Source organism: Streptomyces sp. NPDC007875 (genome assembly GCF_042868035.1).
Lineage (GTDB): Bacteria > Actinomycetota > Actinomycetes > Streptomycetales > Streptomycetaceae > Streptomyces > Streptomyces antimycoticus.
Genome location: NZ_JBIADZ010000005.1, coordinates 376,605 through 397,151, shown reverse-complemented (window position 1 = coordinate 397,151; position 20,547 = coordinate 376,605). Strand labels below are relative to the sequence as shown.

Below are 20,547 nucleotides of genomic sequence, written 5' to 3'. Positions count from 1 at the left end.
AGCCCCCGCGCGGCCGTGCCGGGGACGGCCGCGCCGGGTCAGGGGCACAGTGGCTTGACCCAGCGGCTCCACTGCGGCTGGCGCTCATAGCCCGCCGCGCTCCACGCATGGTGGGCGAGCCCGTTCTCATCCAGCACCATCGCGTCCCCGCGCCGTCCGCCCAGGGCCGTGAACCGCTCCTCGGCCGCGGCCAGCAGGGCTGTCGCCACGCCCCGGCGGCGGTGCCCGGGGTGGACGGCCAGCCGGTACAGATGGCAGCGCCAGCCGTCGAAACCGGCGATCACGGTTCCGGCGAGTTCTCCCTCCCGCTCGGCCAGCAGCAGCGACTCCGGGTCGCGGTCGAGCAGCCGGGCCACCCCGTGCCGGTCGTCGCTGATGCTGGTGCCTTCCGCCGCCTCCTTCCAGAAGGCGAGCACGGTGTCGAGGTCGGCGGGGGCCGCGGCCCGTATCCGAAGATCGTTCATGGCCGCATCCCATCATCGGGCGGGCCGCGGCGTCGACGGGAATTCCGCCCGGTCAGCTGCCGTGCAGCTCCTCGATCACCGGGGCGAGCGCCTCCATGTTGTGTTCCAGCACGGTGAAGTACGAGAAGCCGAACCGTTCGCGGTGGGCCCGCAACTGCTCCGCCATCTCCTTGGCGTCGCCCAGCAGCAGCGCCGGGTGCTCCAGCATCTGGTCCTCGGTGAGGCCCGGTGCGTAGGCGGCCAGCTCACGCACCTTGGTGCGTCGGTCGGCGCTGGGCCCGGCCATCTGGATGAGGTAGTTCAGCTCGATCGCCTGGCCCGGCTCATCGGCCCCCTCCGCCCGCCCCGCTTCGGCGGCGAAGCGGCGGAAGGCGGCCACCCGCTCCTCCAGCGCCTCGGGGCTGATCAGTTGCAGGGCGCCCTGGGGTTTGCCGGGGGCCTGTACCGCCCCGGTGAAGGCCGCGATGTCCGCATGGCGCGCGGCCAGCCGCAGCAGCCGGTCGCCGTTGCCGCCGAGCAGCAGCGGCGGGCGCGGAGATTGGACGGGCCGCGGCCGGTGCTCGGAATCGGTCAGCAGACGCTCCAACTCGGCCACGGTATGGACCAGATGGTCCACCCGCTCCCGAGGTGAACCGAAGGGCAGCCCGGCGCTGTCGTGCTCGGCCTCGACATAGCCGGCGCCCAGGCCGAGCTCCAGCCGGCCGTCGGTGAGCGCGTCGCAGGTGGCCACCTCCCGGGCGAGCAGCGCGGGGTTCCAGAAGCCGGCGTTGAGCACGAAGGTGCCCAGCCGTGGGCGCTCGGTCGCCTCGGCGGCGGTGGCCAGCGCCGGGAACGGGGCGGGGTTGCCGAGGTGGTCGGGGATCAGCAGCACGTCATAGCCGAGCCGCTCGGCGTGGCGGCACTTCGCCCGCCATGCCTCGGCCGATTCAAGGGTGAGCAGATTGACTCCGAAGCGGAACGGCCTTGCCATGAGCCCTCCTTGAGTGCGGATACGGCGAACGTATCCGAGATCGGCGCCGTTCGGGATTGCTCGTCCCCACTCGCCCTCACTCGCCCTCAATCACCGGTCCGGCGATCGGGCACCGGCCGGGTCCGCTGCCCGGGGCTCAGCTCAGGGGGTCGGGTTCCGGTTCGGTCCCGGGCGTGGCCCTGGTGAAGATGTGCATCCGCTCCAGCACCGCCTCGGCCGTGGGCTGCTCCATCCGGTCCACGATCCGGCCGTCGGCGAGGAAGAGCACCAGATCGGAGTGGGCGGCGGCGCTCGGGTCGTGGGTGACCATGACGACCGTCTGGCCCAGCTCGTCGACGGCCTCCCGCAGAAAGCGCAGCACCTCCAGGCCCGACCGTGAGTCCAGGTTGCCGGTGGGCTCGTCCGCGAAGATCAGCTCGGGGCGGGAGGCGAGCGCCCGGGCGCAGGCCACCCGCTGCTGCTGCCCGCCGGACAGCTGGGCGGGCCGGTGCCGCAGCCGGTCCCGCAGTCCGAGGGTGTCGATGACCCGGTCCACCCACTCCCGATCGGGCTTGTGGCCCGCGATGTCCATGGGCAGGGTGATGTTCTCGGCCGCATTGAGCGTGGGCAGCAGATTGAACGACTGGAACATGAAGCCGATCCGGTCGCGCCGGAGCTGGGTCAGCTCCTTGTCGCCCAGGCCGGTGATCTCGGTGTCGCCCAGCCAGGCCTGGCCCGACGAGACCGTGTCGAGACCCGCAAGACAGTGCATCAGGGTGGACTTGCCGGATCCGGACGGGCCCATCACCGCGGTGAACCGGCCCCGTTCGATCTCCACGTCCACCGCGTCCAGCGCGAGCACGGCCGTCTCGCCGCTGCCGTACGCCTTGGTCAGGGACCGGGCGCGGGCCGCCGCATGGGCGCCGCCTTCCGCGAACCCGTCCGTCTTCGTTGCCGCCGGTGTGGACACGATGCCTCCCCGTATCGGAACGTCGTGCCCTCGATGGTAGGGACCCGGCCGCCGATGCGCCCACCCGTGGACGCGGGCGTACAGGAATGCGATGACGGACGGGAGGGCGATGCCGGGCGGGCACGCGGTTACGGGCGGGAGACCATGCCGGGCACGCAGCCGGTTACGGACGCGAAGGCGATACCGGGCGGCGCGCGGCGCCCAGTACGCACGGGGACGTCGGCAGCGTCAGGCCCCGCTCGGGGATGCGCAGCCGGCGGTGGCCGATCGGCTCGAAGCCCGCGGCCACGATCTCCGATCGCACCTCGCGCGCCGTATGGCAGCCGCCGAACATCAGCGGCCACACCGTGCGGTCCAGCGCCCGCTGGGTGGCCGCCAGGACCCGCCCCTCGGCGCGGCCGTGCTCGAGGAAGCGCAGCTCACCGCCGGGCCGCAGCACCCGCAGCAGCTCGGCGAGCGCCCGCCGCACATCGCGCACCGAGCACAGCACCAGACAGGCCACCGCCGCGTCGAACGCCTCGCTCTTGACCGGCAGCGCCTCGGCGACGCCCGGCACCACGTCCACCGGCACCCCGGCCCGCAGCCCCGCCCGGGTGGCCAGCCGCCGCAGATGGCGCTCGGGTTCGATGGCGACCACCTCGGAGACGGCTTCGGGGTAGTGGGGGAAGTTCAGCCCGTTGCCCGCGCCGATCTCGATGACCCGGCCGGACAGCCCGGCCAGCAGCTCGCCGCGCAGCTCACCGACCCCCGCCCGCTCGTCGGCCAGTGGGCTCATTCTGGCGTAGCAGCGGGCGAAGAGCGGGTGGTGGACGGCGTCACGCGGGGGCGTGCGACGGCATACGGGCATGGGAGCTCCCTCTTGTCCCAGGTACGGACGATGGAACCGGTACCGGGATTCTGCCCACGCGGGAGGCATCGCTACGCGGCGAGCCGCGCCGCGTCCCAGTTCCCGTCCAGCCGGGGCGCCAGCCAACCGGGCGCCTGGGCACGGAAGTCGGCGGGCGGAAGGGCAGGGGCGCCCTGGGGGATGGCGCCCAGCAGCGGGACACCGGACGAATCCGGCAGATCGGCCACATTGCAGCGGGAGGCGAGATCCGCGGCGGCGGGCCAGCTGCCGATGACGACGCCGGGGCACTCCAGCCCACGGGCGCGCAGCGCCTCGGTGGTCAGGGTGGTCGCGTTGAGCGTGCCGAGGCCCGCGTGGGCGACCACGAGGACGGGCGCGCCGAGCAGCCGGGCCGCGTCGGCGAGCGTCGCCCCCGTCTCGTCGAACCGTACGAGCAGCCCGCCCGCGCCCTCGACCAGCACCAGATCGTGCTCGGCGGCCAGCTTCTCGGCCGCCTCCGCCACCTCGTGCGGGCGCACCGGAGGCCGTCCGGCGCGGCGGGCGGCGGTGGCGGGGGCCAGCGGCTCGGGGTAGCGGGCGAGTTCGAGCAGGGTCACCGCACCGGCGAGCCGGGCCACCTCGGCGGCGTCGCCCGGTTCGCCCTCCGCGACACCGGTCTGGGCTGGTTTGAGCACTGCCACCGAGCGGCCGCGTGCCAGCGCCGCGGCGGCGACGGCCGCCGTGCTGACGGTCTTTCCGATTTCGGTGCCCGTGCCGGTGACGACCAGTACTGACATCATCGTTTCCGTTGCCTTTCACTTTCGTTTGTGCTCCCGGCCTGCCGCGGTGTGCGGCCGGTCCCTTCCTGGGGGTGGGGGGCCGACCGCGAGCGGAGCAGGCGGGTCAGACGGCCGCGGCAGCGGCCACCCGTACCGCCGTGCAGATCCGGGCCAGATCGTGGTCGCCCGTGATGTACGGCGGCATGGTGTACAGCAGATCGCGGAACGGGCGCAGCCATACGCCCTCGCGCACCGCGGCCCGCGTCGCCGCCGCCATCCCCGCGTCGTCCAGCGGACGGTCCAGTTGGACGACGCCGATCGCGCCGAGCACTCGCACCTCCCGGACACCCGGCAGCTCGGCGGCCTCCGCGAGACCGTCGCGCAGCCCGGTCTCGATCCGCTTGACCTCCTGCCGCCAGTCGTAGGAGAGCAGCAGATCGATCGAGGCGCAGGCGACGGCCGTGGCCAGCGGATTGCCCATGAACGTCGGGCCGTGCGCGAGTACCGGCACCTCGCCGCGCGAGATGCCGTCCGCCACCCGCGGGGTGCACAGCGTGGCGGCGAGGGTCAGATAACCCCCGGTCAGCGCCTTGCCCAGACACATCACATCGGGGCACACCCCCGCGTGCTCGGCCGCGAAGAGCGTGCCCGAGCGGCCGAAGCCCGTGGCGATCTCGTCGAACACCAGCAGCACATCGTGCTCGTCGCACGCCTCGCGCAGCACCCGCAGCAGCGCGGGGGAGTGGAAGCGCATCCCGCCCGCGCCCTGGACCACCGGCTCCACGATCACCGCCGCCAGCTCATGGGCGTGACGGGCCACCAGCTCGCGTACGTGCGCCTCGTACGCCGGGTCGGGGTCCGCGTCGAACCCGGGCGGCGGCGCGTCCGCGAAGATCTGCTCGGGCAGCACACCGGACCACAGCCGGTGCATTCCGCCGTCCGGGTCGCACACCGCCATCGGCTGCCAGGTGTCGCCGTGGTAGCCGCCGCGCCAGGTCAGCAGTCGCCGCTTGGCGGGGCGGCCGAGGGAGCGCCAGTACTGCAGGCACATCTTCACCGCGACCTCGACCGACACCGAACCGGAGTCGGCCAGGAACACATGGCGCAGCGGCTCCGGCGTGATCTCCACCAGACGGGTGGCCAGCCGGACGGCGGGCTCATGGGTGAGCCCGCCGAACATCACATGGCTCATCCGGTCCAGCTGACCCCGCGCGGCGTCGTTGAGCGCCGGGTGGTTGTAGCCGTGAATGGCGGACCACCACGACGACATCCCGTCCACCAGCTCGCGGACGCCCTCCACCGGCTCGGCCAGCCGTAGCCGGACCCCGGCCGCGGACTCCACGACCAGGGGGTCCTGGCGGCCGGGCATCGGGCCGTACGGATGCCAGACGTGCTCGCGGTCCAGCGCCCTCAGCTCGGCCGGGGTCAGCGGCTCAGGCATTGGGCGGCAGATCCGTGCCCGCACCGCGGCGGCGCACCGCGACCAGATCGGCGTGGGACTCCTCCGCGGCAGCCGGGGCGGAGACCGTGGCGCCGGCCGCCGCCTGGGCGGGTACGGCGTCGGCGGGCGCCGCGTCACCGCACGGGCCGCAGCCACCGCCCTGAGCGCCGTGGCCGCCGCAGCCGGAACCGGCGGCGGCGAGCGCGTCCGCGCGGTGCGCGGGCAGCGTCGTCGTATCGGTGCCCTCCACCTCGAAGCCCGCGTCGGCGATCATCGCCAGATCGTCCTTGCCCGCCTGGCCCTCGGTGGTCAGATAGTCGCCGAGGAAGATCGAGTTCGCCAGGTTCAGGGCCAGCGGCTGCAGCGTCCGCAGATGGATCTCGCGGCCGCCCGCGAGCCGCACCTCCACGTCCGGGCAGACGAACCGCACCATCGCCAGGATCCGCAGACAGCGCTGCGGGGTGAGGTTCCAGTCGCCGGCCAGCGGGGTGCCCTCGATCGGGATGAGGAAGTTGACCGGCACCGAGTCCGGGTCCAGGTCGCGCAGCGAGAAGACCACGTCCACCAGGTCCTCGTCCGACTCGCCCATGCCCGCGATCAGCCCGGAACAGGCGGACATCCCCGCCGCCTGGGCCTGCTGCACGGTCGAGACCCGGTCGGCGTAGGTGTGGGTGGTCGTGATGTCGCCGTAGGTCGCCTCGGAGGTGTTGAGGTTGTGGTTGTACGCGTTCGCCCCCGCGTCCTTCAGCCGCTCCGCCTGACCGTCGGACAGCAGCCCCAGACAGGCGCAGATCTCGACGTCCTGGTGCTCCTCCTTGATGGCGGCGATGGTCTGGGAGACCCGGTCCACGTCGCGGTCGGTGGGACCGCGTCCGCTGGCCACCAGGCACACCCGCTTGGCGCCGCCCGCGACCCCGGCGCCCGCCGCGGCGGCCGCCTGCTCCGGCTTGAGCCAGGTGTACTTGAGGATCTCGGACTTCGAGCCCAGCCGCTGCGAGCAGTAGGAGCAGTCCTCGGGGCACAGCCCCGACTTCAGGTTCACCAGATAGTTGAGCTTCACCCGCCGCCCGAACCAGGCGCGGCGCACCTTGCCCGCCGCGGCCACCACATCGAGCACCTCGTCATCGGAGGTCGCCAGGACGGCGAGCGCCTCTTCGCGGGTCGGCGATTCGCGCCGCAACCCCTTGTCCACCAGCGTGTTCAGCAGGTCCATGGCGACGATCCTTTCCTACCCCACCGCTCCCGGCCAAGGAGGGACCGTACAAGACGCGCGGATCGGGGTGTGGGTATTGCCACACCATGACCGGGCATGGAGGGGGCTACGTTCTATCCGGACCCGACAGTCGGTGCCCTTGACGAGGCCACGGAAGGCGAGGCAGCCGATGCCCCAGGACCGCCCGGACGACGCGTTCGCATGGATCGACGCACAGCGGGAGCGGCGCGACCGGGCCGGGCTGGTGCGCCGGCTCAGCCCCAGGCCCGCCGACTCCCCGCTGCTCGATCTGGCGAGCAACGACTATCTGGGGCTGGCCCGCCACCCGGAGGTGACGGCCGCCGCGGCCGCGGCGGCGCAGCGCTGGGGCGCGGGGTCGACAGGATCGCGCCTGGTCACCGGCTCGACCGAGCTGCACACCACGCTGGAGCGGGAACTCGCGGACTTCTGCGGTTTCGAGGCGGCCCTGGTGTTCTCCTCCGGCTACGCCGCCAATCTGGCCGCCGTCTCCGCGCTGAGCGGCCGGGACGCCCTGATCGTCTCCGACGCGGGCAATCACGCCTCGCTCATCGACGGCTGCCGGCTCTCCCGCGCCGAGGTCGCCGTCGTCCCGCATGCCGACCCGGAGGCCGTGCGCAAGGCGCTGGGCGCGGCCGAAGAGGACGCACCGGAGGAGGCCGTCGAGGGGACCGGAGCGGTCCCGGCGCGCCGGCGCGCCCTCGCCGTCAGCGACTCGGTCTTCTCCGTCGACGGCGACGCCGCCCCGCTGGCCGCCCTGGCCGGGGCCTGCCGTGCACACGGCGCGGCGCTGGTGGTGGACGAGGCGCACGGCCTGGGGGTGCTCGGCGAGGGCGGGCGTGGCGCGGTGCACGGGGCCGGGCTCGCGGGCGCGCCGGACGTGGTGGTCACGGCCACCCTCTCCAAGTCGCTGGGCAGCCAGGGCGGGGTGGTGCTGGGGCCCGCCCGGGTGATCGAGCACCTGGTGAACACCGCACGCACGTTCATCTTCGACACCGGGCTCAATCCGGCGGCCGTGGGCGCCGCCCTGGCGAGTCTGCGGCTGCTGCGCCGGGAGCCGGAGCGCGCCGCCCGCGTCCGTACGGTCGCCATGGGGCTGTACGGACGGCTGACCGCCGCCGGGCTCGCCGCGGTGCGGCCGGACGCGTCGGTGGTCTCGGTGCGGGCCCCGTCGCCGGAGCAGGCGGTGCGCTGGGCCGCGGACTGCCGCGCGGCCGGGCTGCTGGTGGGATGCTTCCGCCCGCCGTCCGTCCCCGACGGCGTCTCGCGGCTGCGGCTGACGGCGCGTGGGGATCTGACGGAAGAGCAGGTCGAGAAGGCGGTCGACGTGATCGTGAAGACCGCGCCGACCGCCTGATGGCTCACTGACGGGAGGGTGAACGGATCAGCCGTTCACAGGTGGAACAGATACTTCACTGACGGATCAGCTTCCGGTTCCGGCCGAGCGGGAGGTGCCGGAGCCGAGGCCGTCGTCCTTGAGCCCCTCGAGGAAGGAGACCCAGGTCGACGGGGTGAACAGCAGGACGGGGCCCGCCGTGTTCTTCGAATCGCGCACGCCGAGCCGGTCAGACCCCAGCAGGGCCGTCTCGACGCAGTTGTTCATGCCGACGCTGTAGCTGCTGCGCAGCCAGTGGACGGACTTGGCGGACATACTGGACATGGTGCCCCCTCAGGCGCCGCCCCCGATTTTGTTGATGAAGGACAACGATTCCTCAGGTGTCAGGGCGCGGGTCCGCAGTACTTCGAACGCGGCGCTGTACGCCCGGAGGTCTTCTTTCCGCTCCAGATAGAGGCTACTCGTCAGGTGGTCGAGAACTACTACGTCCAGGTCACTAATGTGCGGAAAAGAGAAAATAATGAAAGGACCTGTCATACCAATGGGCATTCCGATAGAGAATGGCAGTACCTGCAGCTGGACCTGAGGCAATGCGCAAAGATTGGCCAGATGGCTCAATTGCGCCGCCATCACCCCCGGACCGCCCACCTCACGCCGCAGTGCCGCCTCGTCCAGCACCGCGTGCAGCCGCAGCGGCCGCTCCTCGTGCAGCACCGACTGACGCGCGATCCGCACCTCCACCAGCGAGTCCACCTGGGGCCGCGGCAGATCCGGGAGCGCCGCGAGGGTCACCGCCCGTGCGTAGTCCGGGGTCTGCAGCAGGCCCGGCACCACCGTGGTCTCCAGGGTGTACGCGTCCGACGCCTCCGCCTCCAGGCTGATGAAGTCCCGGTAGGCGGGCGGCAGTAGATCGCGGTACGCGTACCACCAGCCGCGCCGTGACCCCTCCGGATCCGAGGCGCCCCCACCGCACAGCGCCTCCAGCAGGGCGCGCAGCTCCGGGTCGGCGACCTTGTAGACCTCCAGCAGCCGCGCCACATCCGAGGGCTTGGCCCCGCTCCGGCCGGTCTCGATCCGGCTCACCTTCGACTGATGCCAGCCCAGCCGGAGGGCGACCTCACCGCTGGTGAGTCCGGCCAGATCACGCTGGCGGCGGAGTTCCGCGCCGAGCTTGCGACGGCGCACCGCCGGACCGTACCGCATGAGTTCTCCCTCCCGCCTTTCCCCTTGCCGGCGCGTCACCCACAGCGCGTGTCGCACCAGTGGCCCAGTGTGCCTTCCAAATCCGGTTTTCCGTAGCAGAGTTCACCGCTTTGGGCGACAGATATATGCATAACTCGGTGGATCGCCCCCGTCGCAGCGGGCATCGGTGGCAGTCTGACGTAGAGCCGTCAGGGCAGCCCACGATTTCACCGGCTTCGCAGCTCCACCTTCCAACGCGTCCGCAGGCGCGCCCCGGCGGGAAAGGGACAGGCCGTCATGGCAGACCATCAGGAAGCATCCGTCACTCTGCCGAGCGCACCGGCGTCGGTTCCCGCGGCACGCGCCTATGTCACGGACGTGCTCGCCGAATGGGGGCTCGGGCAGGCAGGGGTGGCCGCCGACACCGTGCGGCTGATCGTCTCCGAGCTCGCCACCAACGCCGTGGAGCACACCGTGGGCCAGTCGCCCACCTTCACCGTGGACCTACGGCTCGACCGCGAGCAGCGGCTCGAGATCGGGGTCACCGACAGCCACCCCCAATGGCCCAGATGGCTGCCGCTGGCCACCCAGCAGGACAGCGGGCGCGGCATGGTCATTGTGCGCTGTCTGGCCGCGGAGTCGGGCGGCGAGGTGTTCGTCACCCCGACCGCGGACGGCGGCAAGACCGTCTGGATCGCCCTGCCGTGGACCGTGCCGGTCCGCTGAACCCGCTCACAGCACGCGCTGGGCCTGCCCCTCCGAGGCCCGCGCCTCGGCCAGCTGACGGATCCGGGTGAAGACCCGCCCGGCGGCCGGGCCGATCAGATAGTGCGGCATGTCGCCGCGCTCGATCACCCCGTACCGGCTCGTGCCCATCAGGTACGAGGAGTACAGGATCAGCCCGCTCGGCCGGTGCATATCGACGGTGAGCGCCGAGAAGCCGGGGAACTCGTCGGTCTGATAGACGCGCAAGCCCTCCGCCTCCGCTCCGTAGCGCTCCTTGAAACGGCCGAACCGCTCCAGCGAATCCTTGATCTTCCGCGTCATGTCCTCCTGGTACTGGCGGGAGAGCGTGGCCGCCGCGTCCGAGGACGGGTCCAGCAGATAGCAGCGGTAGGTGCCGCCCCGGCGCAGCAGCCCGAGGATCGCGTCGCGAAAGCGGGCCGGACGCTCGGTGGTGACCAGCCGGCTCGAGGAGGTGCGCAGCGCCGTCCCCATGTCGAGGACCTCCTCGCCCGCCGCGTCCAGCAGCCGCGCCTTCTCCTGGGGGCTCGGCCGCTCCGGATACGCGTGCACCGGGGAGCCGTCCGAAAGTCCCCGGCCCGCCAGCCACGCCTTGGCCGCCCCGCCCGGACCGCCGTCGCCCGCCATCAGATAGACGTCCTTGCCCTCATGGCTTCCCACATGGGCGAACAGCTCCGCGTACGGCCCCGCGGTGCGGTACACATCCTCCGAGACCGCCAGGCAGTCCGCCGGAGTCGCCTTCTCCAGATGGGCGGCCAGGTTGATGTCGGGGGAGTGGATGGTGCCGGTCCGGCCCTCGCCGGTGTGCCGTATCGCCCCCTTGTGCAACGCCATCCGCACATGCAGCTCCCCGTCCACCCCCGCCTGGGCGAACTCGTCGCGCAGATGGCGCAGATCCAGGGTGAGAAAGGTGCGGGCCGCCTCCAGCGCGACATCGCGGGCCACGCTCTCGCTGTCGTCGTGAACCGCGAAGAAGCCCCCGTCGCCGCGCCAGCTCCACAAGTCGCTGCGGGCACAGCGCCGCTGCGCCGAGAGCTGCCCGATCCGGGCGCGCATCCGCTCGCGCAGCAGATCGAAGGCGTGCGCGGCGCGGTCCCTGGGGTTCGAGCGGACGATCGTCGAATACCCGGAGGTGTCGACGAAGAGGAGGTACACCTGGTCGTAGGTCCGGTCGGCCTGGAAGGGCTCGCCGTGGAAAGGCTCGCTGTGGAAGGGCTCGCTCATACCGGCTCCAGGCCGCGCTCGGCGGCGCTGCGCTCCACACAGAACTCATTGCCCTCGATGTCGGCCATCACCACCCACCCCAGGCCGTCGTCCGTGCGCCGGTCGTCCACCACGGACGCGCCGAGCCCGACCAGCCGCTCCACCTCGGCGTCCCGCGTGCCCGACGGGGGCTGGATGTCGAGGTGTACGCGGTTCTTGACGGTCTTGGAGTCCGGGACCCGGATGAAGAGCAGCCCCGGCACCCCGGGTTGCCCCGAGCTGATCAGCACCTCGTCGTCGTCCGGCTCGGAGTCCTCCAGGGGGTAGCCGGTCAGCCGGGACCAGAACCGCGCGAGGGCGTAGGGATCACGGGCGTCGAAGGTGATGTGCCGGACCGGGTTGAGATACGCCATGCGATGCCTCCGGTGGTCGACGGGGCCGGTCCACAGCGGTGTGGCCCGGCCCCGTCAACCTACCCACGGTCACTGACACCTACGGCGGGTCAGCGCACATGTCCGTACCAGACCTTCTTGGTCCAGATCCGCTCCAGCCGCACCACCGTGCCGGTCTTGGGGGCGTGCCAGATCCGGCCGCCGCCCGCGTACACACCGACGTGGTAGACCCCGCTCCCGGAGTGGAAGAACACCAGGTCCCCGCCCTTGCGGGAACCGGCCTTGATGTGGCGGGTCCGGTTGTACTGCGCGGCCGCGGTGCGCGGCAGCCGCTTCCCGGCCCGCTTGTAGGCGTACTGCGTCAGCCCGGAGCAGTCGAAGCGCTTGGGCCCCTGCGCGCCGTACTTGTACGGCGCGCCCTTCTTCGACGCCGCGATCCGCAGCGCCTTGGCCGCGACGGTCGCGGCCTCGGCCTCCGGTGGACAGCCCGGCGTCGCCACGGTGCCCCCCACAGCGGCGACGGTAAGGGCCGAGACGGCGCTCGCTCGCGAGAACATCCTGGGGATACGTATGTGCGCAGACATCACGCGCCACCCTTCGTGAGCCGACCCCGCCCCGGTGTGGTGGCGGAGTCCTGTCGTCCCCTGGGATGGTCACGCAGCGGCGCCGCCGGTTCCGACTCGAGAGGGCGCGGTGTGACGGTGGTCACGGCGGGGCCGTTCGGGTGGCGCCTGCCGTCTCGCCCCACGTCCGTGACCTGCGCGAACGGCGGTGCCGAGGCGTGGTGGGGCGGATGGGGACACGGACCCGGGCGTCCGCGGGCCGCAAGCCGGCTCCGCCCGGGCCGCCGGAATCCCGCTCCGCCGTTCGGGCGACGCTCCTCCCCCCGACGGGCGCGTCTCAGGCGCGCAGCGCCGGTGGCAGCGTGACCCGCTCCGCGCGCCGCTCCCCGTCGAGCACCCGCAGCGCCCGGGCCAGGGTCGCGGTGTGCAGCTCGCTCTCCCCGCGCTCATGCATCAGCGCCAGCGCGTCCCGCAGCGCGGTGGCCTTCCCCACCAGGGCCTGGGCGGCCCGCAGACCGCCGTAGGTGTCGCTGCCGCGCGCCGGGTTGATCCGGCCCAGCAGATCGACCACGTCCAGATAGCCGTCCACGACGCTCCCCTCCGCGCGGGTGAGCGCGGGCAGCGGGGGCAGCTCCGGTGGCAGCACCGCGCTCACCTCGCCCGCAGCGGCGTGCCCGGCCGCTTACGGCTCTGGGTGACCTGGTCCACCAGCCCGTACGCCACCGCGCCCTCGGCGTCGAAGATCTTGTCGCGGTCGATATCGGCCCGGATCCGCTCGGCGCTCTGGCCGGTGTGCCGCACCAGCATCTCCTCGAGCATCTCCTGGGTGCGCCGCAGCTCATTGGCCTGGATCTCGAGATCGGAGGTGGTGCCCTCGACCGGCTCGGCGAACGCGGCCTGGTGGATGAGGATCCGCGCGCCCGGCAGGGCCAGCCGCTTGCCCGGGGTGCCGGCGGCCAGCAGCACGGCTGCCGCCGAGGCGGCTTGCCCCAGGCAGATCGTCTCGATGTCGCAGGAGATGAAGTGCAGGGTGTCGTAGACCGCCGTCATGGCCCCGAACGCGCCGCCGGGCGAGTTGATGTAGAGCGAGATGTCCTGGTCGGGCGCGGCGTGCTCGAGATGGATCAGCTGCGCGATCACATCGTTGGCGGCGGTGTCGTCGATGGGCGTGCCGAGGAAGACGATGCGCTCGGAGAGCAGCTTGGAGTACGGGTCCAGGGTGTGCGTCCCCGAGCTGGTGCGCTCGGTGAATTCGGGCAGGACATAGCGCGCGGTCGATCGTTCCATCGCGTCACCTCTCGGCGTCGTCGGGCGTCGTGGGCTTGGCTCCGTAAAAAATGTACAGGATGTACATCCCGATATGATGGGAGCATGGCTTACGAGATTCCGGTGACGCAAGCCCGTGCAGAGCTCGCGGAGCTGATCAACCGCGTGGTGTACGGCGGCGAGAGGGTGGTCGTCACGCGCCACGGGAAGCCGCTTGTCGCCCTGGTCTCCGCCGCTGACCTGCAGCGGCTGGAGGAGATCGAAGCGGGCGCGGAGGAGGGCGCGGAGGAGCAGGTGATCAGCACCGTGTCATCGATGCGCCCCACCTCGTCCGCTCCGGGCGAACGGCGGCGCTTCGGCATCGCGGCGGAACACAACGGCCCGGACGCCGGGGATCGGCGTCCGGGCCGCGAAGAGTGACGGACAGGACAGGACCGGCTCAGCGCCGGTCGGGTGCGGGGACGCTGGTCAGGAGCTGAGCGTCCAGATCGCGTTGGCGATGGCGTCGGTGTTCAGGTCCAGGGCCTTGTCGTCGATGTTCGACGTCTTGTCGCAGGCGGAGTGGTAGCACGGGTCGAACGCCTCGCCCGCCTTACCGCCCCACTTGTCGGCCTGCTCCTGGCTCATGGTGGCCTCGGCGCCGGTGAACAGACCGCCGACCCGCACCCCCGCGTCCTTGAACGGGGCGTGGTCCGAGCGGCCGTCGCCCTCGGTCTCCGGGTCGGTGGAGATGTCCTTCGCGGCGTACCAGTCGGTGAAGACCTTCTCCAGCTCGGGGTCGTCGTCATAGACGAAGTAGCCCGGGTTGGGGGAGCCGAGCATGTCGAAGTTGAGGTAGGAGTCGATCTTCGACTTGTCGTCGTCCGCCAGGCTGTCGACGTAGTGCGTCGAGCCGACCATGCCGTCCTCCTCATCGCCCCACCAGGCGAACCGCAGGTGCTTGGTGGGCTGGAGGTCGGCCTTGGCCACGGCGAGCGCGACCTCGAGGATCGCGGCCGAGCCGGAACCGTTGTCGTTGATGCCGGGGCCGGCCTCGACCGAGTCGAGATGGGATCCGGCCATCACCACCTTGCCCTCGTCGCCACCCTTCCAGTCGGCGATGAGGTTGTAGCCCTTCTTGCCGCCGGAGGTGAACTCCTGGACGGAGGTGGTGAATCCGGCCTCGTCCAGCTTGCCCTTGATGAAGTCCACGGACTTCTGGTAACCGGGCTGGCCATGGGCGCGGTTGCCGCCGTTGGCGTCCGCGATGGACTGCAGTTCGCCCAGGTCGGCCTTGACCGCCGCGACGTCCACGTCGGGGGCCGCGGCCTGGTTGTTGATGGTGGCCTCGGCGCCGGAGGCGCCGGTCAGCAGGGCCGCGGTGAGCGCGGCACCGGTTGCCGCCGCGAGGGTTCCGCGACGAAATGACACTATTCGCTTCACAGTTGGGCTCCGTTGTGATGTGGGGGGTTGGAGCGGAGCAGGTGAATCATGGTGGTGCGGTGATGAGAATCGGGGGTCCGCGGCGGGGCCGTCAAGTGCGATAGGCGGACACAGGGGTCCGCCGAGCGGAAATCGGGTGTCGGGCCGGAGCGTGTCCGAGACCCGCCCGACCGGCTTGACCAGCAGCGATGGGGGCTGATCAGTTAACGCTGACGAAACGCCACGGAACTAGCCTGCCCAGGCCGGGTGCGAGCCGCCCCGGACCGTGCTGAGCGGGTGGTTTCCGCCGGGTAGGACGAGGATGAGGTGGGAAGCATGCAATTGACCCCACATGAGCAGGAACGTCTGCTCATCCATGTGGCCGCCGACGTGGCCGAGAAGCGACGGGCCCGGGGCGTACTCCTCAACCACCCGGAGGCGACGGCGCTGATCACCGCCCACATCCTGGAGGGGGCCCGGGACGGCCGCGGCGTCGCCGAGCTGATGGCCTCCGGCCGCCAGGTGCTCACCCGCGACGAGGTCATGGAAGGCGTCCCCGAGATGCTCCACGACGTCCAGGTCGAGGCCACCTTCCCCGACGGCACCAAGCTGGTCACCGTCCATCAGCCGATCGCCTGACGGGAGGGGCGTAGCCGTGATCCCCGGAGAGATCCTCCACGCCGATGAGCCGGTGACCCTCAACGAGGGACGGCCCGTCACCCGTCTCACCGTGCTCAACGCCGCCGACCGGCCCGTCCAGGTCGGCTCCCACTACCACTTCGCCGAGGCCAACCCCGGCCTCGACTTCGACCGCGCCGCCGCCCGCGGCAAGCGGCTGAACATCGCCGCGGGCACCGCCGTGCGCTTCGAACCGGGCATCCCCGTCGAGGTCGCCCTGATCCCGATCGCGGGGGAGCGGATCGTGCCGGGGCTGCGCGGGGAGACGGGAGGACGGCTCGATGGCTGAGCTCCACCGCGCGGCGTACGCCGATCTCTTCGGCCCCACCACCGGGGACCGTATCCGGCTCGCCGACACCGACCTGTTCATCGAGATCGAGGAGGACCGCGGCGGCGGTCCCGGCCGGGCCGGGGACGAGGCGGTCTTCGGCGGCGGCAAGGTGATCCGCGAATCCATGGGCCAGTCCCGCGCCACCCGCGCAGAGGGCACCCCCGACACCGTGATCACCGGCGCGGTCGTGCTCGACCACTGGGGCGTCGTCAAGGCGGATATCGGCCTGCGGGACGGCCGTATCACCGGCATCGGCAAGGCCGGTAACCCCGACACCATGGACGGCGTCCACCCCGACCTCGTCATCGGGCCCGAGACCGAGGTCATCGCGGGCAACGGCAAGATCCTCACCGCGGGCGCCATCGACGCCCATGTCCACTTCATCTCCCCGACCCTCGTCGACCAGGCGCTCTGCTCCGGGATCACCACCCTCGTCGGCGGCGGCACCGGCCCCGCCGAGGGCACCAAGGCGACCACCATCACTCCCGGCCCCTGGCATCTCGCCCGGATGTTCGAGGCGCTGGAGGGATATCCGGTCAACATCGGACTGCTCGGCAAGGGCAACACCGTCTCGCGCGAGGCGATGTGGTCCCAACTGCGCGGCGGAGCCCTCGGATTCAAGATCCACGAGGACTGGGGGGCGACCCCCGCCGCCATCGACGCCTGCCTCGGCGTCTGCGAGGAGAGCGGCGCCCAGCTCGCCATCCACACCGACACCCTCAACGAGGCGGGCTTCGTCGGCGACACCCTCGCCGCCATCGCCGGGCGCTCCGTCCACGCCTATCACACCGAGGGCGCGGGCGGCGGGCACGCACCCGACATCATCACCGTGGTCTCCCAGCCGCATGTGCTGCCCAGCTCCACCAATCCGACTCGCCCGCACACCGTCAACACCGTCGAGGAACACCTCGACATGCTGATGGTCTGCCACCACCTCAACCCGGCCGTCCCCGAGGACCTCGCCTTCGCCGAGTCCCGCATCCGGCCCAGCACCATCGCCGCCGAGGACGTGCTGCACGATCTCGGCGCGATCTCGATCATCTCCTCCGACTCCCAGGCCATGGGACGGATCGGCGAGGTCGTGCTGCGCACCTGGCAGACCGCGCATGTGATGAAGCGGCGGCGCGGCGCCCTCCCCGGCGACGGCCGCGCCGACAACCACCGGGCACGTCGCTATGTCGCCAAATACACCATCAACCCGGCGGTGGCCCAAGGCCTCGACGGGGAGATCGGCTCCATCGAGACCGGGAAGCTTGCCGATCTCGTGTTGTGGGACCCCGCGTTCTTCGGCGTCAAACCGCAACTGGTGATCAAGGGCGGACAGATCGCCTACGCGCAGATGGGCGACGCCAATGCCTCCATCCCGACCCCGCAGCCGGTCCTGCCCCGCCCGATGTTCGGCGCGCTCGGCCGCGCGGCGGCCACGGGCTCGGTCAACTTCGTGACCCAGGCGGCGCTGGACGACGGGCTGGTGGACCGCCTGGCGCTCGGTAAGCGGTTCGCCCCGATCCGCTCGACCCGAGGGGTCACCAAGGCGGACATGCGGGAGAACGACGCCCTGCCGCGGGTCGAGGTCGACCCCGACACGTTCACGGTGACGATCGACGGCGAGCCCGTGGAACCGGCTCCGGCGGCGGAACTCCCCATGGCCCAGCGGTACTTCCTCTTCTGACGGGGCCCGTCATGACCATGAACGAGACCCCGCCGCCCACTCCAGGGGACGGCCGCGGTTCGGTCACGGGTGGTCCGTCAGCGGACTTTCCCCAGCCCCGCCCCTTCCCGCAACCAGGGGACGTCGCCCCCTGGACCCCCGGCAACCCGCGCCCGGACGGGCCGCACCCAGCCCGCCAAGTGGCGGAAGGCATGCCTGTCGGGCGAGCGACGGGGGCGGGGCCACGGGCCGCGCAAGGGGGGTCTGGGGGCGGGGGTGCGGCCCGCGGCGGGGGCTGGGGCGAAGCCCATGGTGGGGTTCAGTGCGAACCCCGCGGTCAGGCCCGGGGCGACACCCCCGGCGGGGTCCGTGGTGATGCGCCCGGTGGGGTTCAGGGCGAGGCCCAGGGTGGGGCTCGGGGTGATGTGCCGGGTGAGGTCCGGGGCGAGGCCCAGGGTGGGGTCGCCGCGTTGCTGATTCTCGCCGACGGGCGGTTCCCGGCCGGGGGCCATGCTCACTCCGGCGGGGCCGAGGCCGCCGTCGCGGGGGGCCGGATCCGCGATGCGGCCTCCCTGGAGGCGTTCTGCCGGGGTCGGCTGCACACCGCCGGGCTCACCGCGGCCGGGCTCGCCGCCGCTGCCGCCGCTGGGCTCGACCCGCTCGCGCTGGACGAGGCGGCGGACGCCCGTACCCCCGTCCCCGTGCTGCGGACCACCGCCCGGCGGCTCGGCCGCCAGCTGATGCGCGCCGCCCGCGCCACCTGGCCGTCGCCCGAGCTGGACGCCCTCGCCGCCGCCCGGCCGCGCGGGGCGCATCAGCCCGTGGTGCTCGGACTCACCGCGCGCGCCGCCGGACTCGGGCCGTCGGACGCCGCGTACGCCGCCGGGTACGAGGCGGTGAGCGGGCCCGCGACCGCCGCCGTACGGCTGCTGAGCCTGGACCCCTTCGACGCCACCGCCGTCCTCGCCCGCCTCGCCCCCGAACTCGACCACGTCGTGGCGCGGGCCGCCGAGGCGGCGCGGCGCGCCCTCGACGAGGGCCCGGGCGCGCTGCCCGCCGCCTCCGCACCCCTGCTCGACATCGCCGCCGAACAGCACGCCACCTGGTCCGTACGTCTCTTCGCCTCATGACCGAGGCAGCGACCCGTATCCCCCCGCACCCCGTTGCAACACCGGAGCCGTCATGCATCTCGACCACGCGGACACCTACCCTCCGCGCCACACCTACGGCGCGGCCGACCCCCACCGCCCCGACGGCACTCGCCGGGCGCTGCGTATCGGCCTCGGCGGGCCGGTGGGCTCGGGCAAGACCGCGACCGTCGCCGCGCTGTGCCGGGAGCTGCGCGACCAGCTCTCCATCGCCGTCGTCACCAATGACATCTACACCCGTGAGGACGCCGAGTTCCTGCTGCGCAACGCCGTACTGCCCGCCGAGCGCATCACCGCCGTGGAGACCGGCGCCTGCCCGCACACCGCCATCCGCGACGACATCTCCGCCAACCTGGAGGCGGTCGAGGAACTCGAGGAGGCCGTGGGCCCGCTCGATCTGATCCTCGTCGAGTCCGGCGGTGACAACCTCACCGCGACCTTCTCCAAGGGCCTGGTCGACGCGCAGGTGTTCGTCATCGACGTCGCGGGCGGCGACGACATCCCCCGTAAGGGCGGCCCCGGCGTGACCACCGCCGATCTCCTCGTCGTCAACAAGACCGACCTCGCCCCGTACGTCGGCTCCGACCTGGAGCGCATGGCCCGCGACGCCAAGGCCCAGCGCGGTGAACTCCCCGTCGCCTTCACCTCCCTGGTCGCCGAGGACGGCGTCCGTCCCGTCGCCGATTGGGTCCACGCACGCCTGGCCGCGTGGACGGCGGCGGCATGACGCCCGCCCCGGACGCCGCGGCCCGCGCGGAGCCGCCGTGGGCGGGTGGCCCGGCCGCATCGGGCGGCGCACGGCCGCACCCCACGCAACGGACGTCCGGGCGCGGCTCGGCGCGGGAAGCCCCGGACAACGGGCGCGCCCCGGGCACCTCCGGCACGAAGGCCCTCCCCGGTAGGTCGGGCTCCTCAGATATGAAGGGCGCCTCCGGTACGTCGGGCGCCCCCAGTACGCCGGGCACCTCCGGCACGAAGGCCCTCCCCGGTAGGTCGGGCTCCTCAGATACGAAGGGCGCCTCCGGTACGAAGGCCGCTCCCGGTACGTCGGGCGCCGCAGGTACACCGGGCATCCCCGGGACACCGGGCACCCGCACGCCGGGCACGTCCGGTACACCGGGCACCCTCGGCACGGAGGGCACCCCCGCTACACCGGCCACCCCCCGTACCCCACGCACCCCAGCCACCGCCGTACAGGCCACCGCCCGCATCCTCGCCGAGGCGGATGGGCGTGGCGGCACCGCGCTCCCCGTGCTCGCCGGGGACGGCCCGCTGGCGCTGCGCCGTACCCGGGCCGTGGGCGGGGAGGCGCGCGTCACCGTGGTCGGTGCCATGAGCGCGCCCCTCGGCGGCGACCGGATCGCTCTGGAGGCGACGGCCGGGCCGGGCGCCCGGCTGCGCATCGGCTCCGCCGCGGCCACCATCGCCCTGCCCGGGCGGACGGGCCGGTCCGCCCACTACGAGATCCGGCTGACCGTCGCCGACGGCGCGACCCTGCACTGGCTGCCCGAGCCCCTGATCTCCGCCGAGGGCAGCGATCTGCACATGACCACCCGTGTCGAACTCGCCCCCACCGCCCGCCTGGTGCTCCGCGAGGAGCAGATCCTGGGCCGTACCGGCGAATCCCCGGGCCATCTGACCGCCCGCCTCACCGTCCACCGTGCCGGGCGGCCCCTCCTCGACCAGGAACTCTCCTACGGCCCCGGCGCCCTGGGCTGGGACGGCGGCGCGGTACTCGGCGGCCACCGCGCGGTGGGCCAGCTCCTTGTCGTCGACCCGTCCTACGCCACCGGCCCGCTAGCCCCCCGCGCCCTCACCGGGACCGCCGTCCTCACGCCGCTGACCGGCCCCGCCGCCCTGGCTACCGCCGTGGCCCCGGACGCGATCCGCCTCCGTCGCGCCCTCGATGAGGCGGCCGCGGCCGTGGGCTGATGTTCACGTCTTGATAAAGAAACGGCGGTTTGCCCTGTACTCGGCGGTAAGCAAGACAGA

General features: G+C 72.4%; 24 protein-coding genes. 9 read left to right on the top strand and 15 right to left on the bottom strand.

All coding sequences use genetic code 11. From position 1 onward, the window contains the following. Positions 1-38 precede the first annotated feature (38 nt). The 7 genes from ACFYOY_RS13950 to bioB all read right to left on the bottom strand — a co-directional run bounded on the left by ACFYOY_RS13950 (position 39) and on the right by bioB (position 6,642). On the bottom strand, positions 39-464 hold the full coding sequence (locus tag ACFYOY_RS13950; RefSeq protein ID WP_351884080.1) for a GNAT family N-acetyltransferase: 426 nt from the start codon (positions 462-464) through the stop codon (positions 39-41). Positions 465-516: 52 nt separating this feature from the next. Continuing rightward, a complete protein-coding gene (locus ACFYOY_RS13945; RefSeq protein WP_351884082.1) occupies positions 517-1,434 on the bottom strand; it encodes a TIGR03621 family F420-dependent LLM class oxidoreductase in 918 nt (305 codons plus the stop codon). Between the two features lie 136 nt (positions 1,435-1,570). Continuing rightward, a complete protein-coding gene (locus ACFYOY_RS13940; RefSeq protein ID WP_351884084.1) occupies positions 1,571-2,383 on the bottom strand; it encodes an ABC transporter ATP-binding protein in 813 nt (270 codons plus the stop codon). Between the two features lie 163 nt (positions 2,384-2,546). Next, positions 2,547-3,230 carry a class I SAM-dependent methyltransferase gene (locus tag ACFYOY_RS13935; RefSeq protein ID WP_351884086.1) on the bottom strand — a complete coding sequence of 228 codons (684 nt, stop codon included), beginning with the start codon at positions 3,228-3,230 and terminating at the stop codon, positions 2,547-2,549. Positions 3,231-3,301: 71 nt separating this feature from the next. Next, complete coding sequence (bioD, locus tag ACFYOY_RS13930; RefSeq protein ID WP_351884730.1) at positions 3,302-4,006, bottom strand: dethiobiotin synthase; 705 nt, start codon at positions 4,004-4,006, stop codon at positions 3,302-3,304. 106 nt (positions 4,007-4,112) lie between these two features. Beyond that, a complete protein-coding gene (locus tag ACFYOY_RS13925; RefSeq protein WP_351884088.1) occupies positions 4,113-5,429 on the bottom strand; it encodes an adenosylmethionine--8-amino-7-oxononanoate transaminase in 1,317 nt (438 codons plus the stop codon). Further along, complete coding sequence (gene bioB, locus ACFYOY_RS13920; RefSeq protein ID WP_351884090.1) at positions 5,422-6,642, bottom strand: biotin synthase BioB; 1,221 nt, start codon at positions 6,640-6,642, stop codon at positions 5,422-5,424. The genes ACFYOY_RS13925 and bioB overlap by 8 nt, the downstream gene beginning before the upstream one ends. A 169-nt stretch (positions 6,643-6,811) precedes the next feature. Here bioB and ACFYOY_RS13915 point away from each other — a divergent pair, with 169 nt between their 5' ends. Beyond that, positions 6,812-8,017, top strand: a complete 1,206-nt coding sequence (locus ACFYOY_RS13915) for an 8-amino-7-oxononanoate synthase (protein WP_351884092.1) — start codon at positions 6,812-6,814, stop codon at positions 8,015-8,017. Between the two features lie 66 nt (positions 8,018-8,083). Here the strand turns inward: ACFYOY_RS13915 and ACFYOY_RS13910 are convergent, their stop codons facing one another. Together ACFYOY_RS13910 and ACFYOY_RS13905 are read right to left on the bottom strand one after the other, a co-directional pair. Beyond that, entirely contained in the window at positions 8,084-8,320 is a 237-nt protein-coding gene (locus tag ACFYOY_RS13910; protein WP_093466793.1) for a DUF397 domain-containing protein, read from the bottom strand. Between the two features lie 9 nt (positions 8,321-8,329). Further along, positions 8,330-9,199 carry a helix-turn-helix transcriptional regulator gene (locus ACFYOY_RS13905; RefSeq protein ID WP_351884094.1) on the bottom strand — a complete coding sequence of 290 codons (870 nt, stop codon included), beginning with the start codon at positions 9,197-9,199 and terminating at the stop codon, positions 8,330-8,332. A 276-nt stretch (positions 9,200-9,475) separates the two neighbouring features. Between ACFYOY_RS13905 and ACFYOY_RS13900 the strand changes: the two genes are divergently transcribed. Then, on the top strand, positions 9,476-9,904 hold the full coding sequence (locus ACFYOY_RS13900) for an ATP-binding protein (protein ID WP_351884096.1): 429 nt from the start codon (positions 9,476-9,478) through the stop codon (positions 9,902-9,904). A gap of 6 nt (positions 9,905-9,910) precedes the next feature. Here the strand turns inward: ACFYOY_RS13900 and ACFYOY_RS13895 are convergent, their stop codons facing one another. From ACFYOY_RS13895 to ACFYOY_RS13875, 5 genes are all read right to left on the bottom strand, one after another. Continuing rightward, positions 9,911-11,146, bottom strand: coding sequence for a hypothetical protein (locus tag ACFYOY_RS13895; RefSeq protein WP_351884098.1), 1,236 nt, complete (start codon positions 11,144-11,146; stop codon positions 9,911-9,913). Beyond that, positions 11,143-11,538, bottom strand: a complete 396-nt coding sequence (locus ACFYOY_RS13890) for a VOC family protein (protein WP_351884100.1) — start codon at positions 11,536-11,538, stop codon at positions 11,143-11,145. Before ACFYOY_RS13890 ends, ACFYOY_RS13895 begins: the two co-directional genes overlap by 4 nt. An 89-nt stretch (positions 11,539-11,627) precedes the next feature. Then, positions 11,628-12,101 (bottom strand): C40 family peptidase, encoded by a 474-nt coding sequence (locus ACFYOY_RS13885; protein ID WP_351884102.1) that lies wholly within the window; start codon positions 12,099-12,101, stop codon positions 11,628-11,630. Between the two features lie 316 nt (positions 12,102-12,417). Further along, positions 12,418-12,726 carry a hypothetical protein gene (locus ACFYOY_RS13880; RefSeq protein WP_093466799.1) on the bottom strand — a complete coding sequence of 103 codons (309 nt, stop codon included), beginning with the start codon at positions 12,724-12,726 and terminating at the stop codon, positions 12,418-12,420. Positions 12,727-12,731: 5 nt separating this feature from the next. After that, positions 12,732-13,367, bottom strand: a complete 636-nt coding sequence (locus ACFYOY_RS13875; RefSeq protein ID WP_351884104.1) for an ATP-dependent Clp protease proteolytic subunit — start codon at positions 13,365-13,367, stop codon at positions 12,732-12,734. 84 nt (positions 13,368-13,451) lie between these two features. Here ACFYOY_RS13875 and ACFYOY_RS13870 point away from each other — a divergent pair, with 84 nt between their 5' ends. Beyond that, positions 13,452-13,766 (top strand): type II toxin-antitoxin system Phd/YefM family antitoxin, encoded by a 315-nt coding sequence (locus ACFYOY_RS13870; protein WP_351884106.1) that lies wholly within the window; start codon positions 13,452-13,454, stop codon positions 13,764-13,766. 48 nt (positions 13,767-13,814) lie between these two features. On the opposite strand, the gene ACFYOY_RS13865 is transcribed toward ACFYOY_RS13870, so the two are convergent. After that, positions 13,815-14,768: a M28 family metallopeptidase gene (locus ACFYOY_RS13865; RefSeq protein WP_351884108.1), complete on the bottom strand. Its 954-nt coding sequence runs from the start codon at positions 14,766-14,768 to the stop codon at positions 13,815-13,817. A 315-nt stretch (positions 14,769-15,083) separates the two neighbouring features. On the opposite strand from ACFYOY_RS13865, the gene ACFYOY_RS13860 reads away from it, so the two are divergent. From ACFYOY_RS13860 to ACFYOY_RS13835, 6 genes are all read left to right on the top strand, one after another. Continuing rightward, entirely contained in the window at positions 15,084-15,386 is a 303-nt protein-coding gene (locus tag ACFYOY_RS13860) for an urease subunit gamma (protein ID WP_014056709.1), read from the top strand. 16 nt (positions 15,387-15,402) lie between these two features. After that, the gene (locus ACFYOY_RS13855) at positions 15,403-15,714 is read left to right on the top strand and encodes an urease subunit beta (RefSeq protein ID WP_351884112.1); all 312 of its coding nucleotides are present in this window, start codon (positions 15,403-15,405) and stop codon (positions 15,712-15,714) included. Continuing rightward, on the top strand, positions 15,707-17,428 hold the full coding sequence (locus tag ACFYOY_RS13850) for an urease subunit alpha (RefSeq protein ID WP_351884114.1): 1,722 nt from the start codon (positions 15,707-15,709) through the stop codon (positions 17,426-17,428). Before ACFYOY_RS13855 ends, ACFYOY_RS13850 begins: the two co-directional genes overlap by 8 nt. Positions 17,429-17,832: 404 nt before the next feature. Continuing rightward, a complete protein-coding gene (locus ACFYOY_RS13845; RefSeq protein WP_388587011.1) occupies positions 17,833-18,537 on the top strand; it encodes an urease accessory protein UreF in 705 nt (234 codons plus the stop codon). Positions 18,538-18,589: 52 nt separating this feature from the next. Further along, positions 18,590-19,282, top strand: coding sequence for an urease accessory protein UreG (gene ureG, locus ACFYOY_RS13840; protein WP_388587008.1), 693 nt, complete (start codon positions 18,590-18,592; stop codon positions 19,280-19,282). 482 nt (positions 19,283-19,764) lie between these two features. After that, positions 19,765-20,487: an urease accessory protein UreD gene (locus ACFYOY_RS13835; protein WP_351884732.1), complete on the top strand. Its 723-nt coding sequence runs from the start codon at positions 19,765-19,767 to the stop codon at positions 20,485-20,487. Positions 20,488-20,547 lie beyond the last annotated feature (60 nt).

Excerpts from the sequence above, each read along its gene's own strand:
- ACFYOY_RS13950 (WP_351884080.1), bottom strand. The coding sequence starts at position 464 with ATGAACGATCTTCGGATACGGGCCGCGGCCCCCGCCGACCTCGACACC.
- ACFYOY_RS13945 (WP_351884082.1), bottom strand. The coding sequence starts at position 1,434 with ATGGCAAGGCCGTTCCGCTTCGGAGTCAATCTGCTCACCCTTGAATCG.
- ACFYOY_RS13935 (WP_351884086.1), bottom strand. The coding sequence starts at position 3,230 with ATGCCCGTATGCCGTCGCACGCCCCCGCGTGACGCCGTCCACCACCCG.
- bioD (WP_351884730.1), bottom strand. The coding sequence starts at position 4,006 with ATGTCAGTACTGGTCGTCACCGGCACGGGCACCGAAATCGGAAAGACC.
- ACFYOY_RS13925 (WP_351884088.1), bottom strand. The coding sequence starts at position 5,429 with ATGCCTGAGCCGCTGACCCCGGCCGAGCTGAGGGCGCTGGACCGCGAG.
- bioB (WP_351884090.1), bottom strand. The coding sequence starts at position 6,642 with ATGGACCTGCTGAACACGCTGGTGGACAAGGGGTTGCGGCGCGAATCG.
- ACFYOY_RS13915 (WP_351884092.1), top strand. The coding sequence starts at position 6,812 with ATGCCCCAGGACCGCCCGGACGACGCGTTCGCATGGATCGACGCACAG.
- ACFYOY_RS13910 (WP_093466793.1), bottom strand. The coding sequence starts at position 8,320 with ATGTCCAGTATGTCCGCCAAGTCCGTCCACTGGCTGCGCAGCAGCTAC.
- ACFYOY_RS13905 (WP_351884094.1), bottom strand. The coding sequence starts at position 9,199 with ATGCGGTACGGTCCGGCGGTGCGCCGTCGCAAGCTCGGCGCGGAACTC.
- ACFYOY_RS13900 (WP_351884096.1), top strand. The coding sequence starts at position 9,476 with ATGGCAGACCATCAGGAAGCATCCGTCACTCTGCCGAGCGCACCGGCG.
- ACFYOY_RS13895 (WP_351884098.1), bottom strand. The coding sequence starts at position 11,146 with ATGAGCGAGCCCTTCCACAGCGAGCCTTTCCACGGCGAGCCCTTCCAG.
- ACFYOY_RS13890 (WP_351884100.1), bottom strand. The coding sequence starts at position 11,538 with ATGGCGTATCTCAACCCGGTCCGGCACATCACCTTCGACGCCCGTGAT.
- ACFYOY_RS13885 (WP_351884102.1), bottom strand. The coding sequence starts at position 12,101 with ATGTCTGCGCACATACGTATCCCCAGGATGTTCTCGCGAGCGAGCGCC.
- ACFYOY_RS13875 (WP_351884104.1), bottom strand. The coding sequence starts at position 13,367 with ATGGAACGATCGACCGCGCGCTATGTCCTGCCCGAATTCACCGAGCGC.
- ACFYOY_RS13870 (WP_351884106.1), top strand. The coding sequence starts at position 13,452 with ATGGCTTACGAGATTCCGGTGACGCAAGCCCGTGCAGAGCTCGCGGAG.
- ACFYOY_RS13860 (WP_014056709.1), top strand. The coding sequence starts at position 15,084 with ATGCAATTGACCCCACATGAGCAGGAACGTCTGCTCATCCATGTGGCC.
- ACFYOY_RS13850 (WP_351884114.1), top strand. The coding sequence starts at position 15,707 with ATGGCTGAGCTCCACCGCGCGGCGTACGCCGATCTCTTCGGCCCCACC.
- ureG (WP_388587008.1), top strand. The coding sequence starts at position 18,590 with ATGCATCTCGACCACGCGGACACCTACCCTCCGCGCCACACCTACGGC.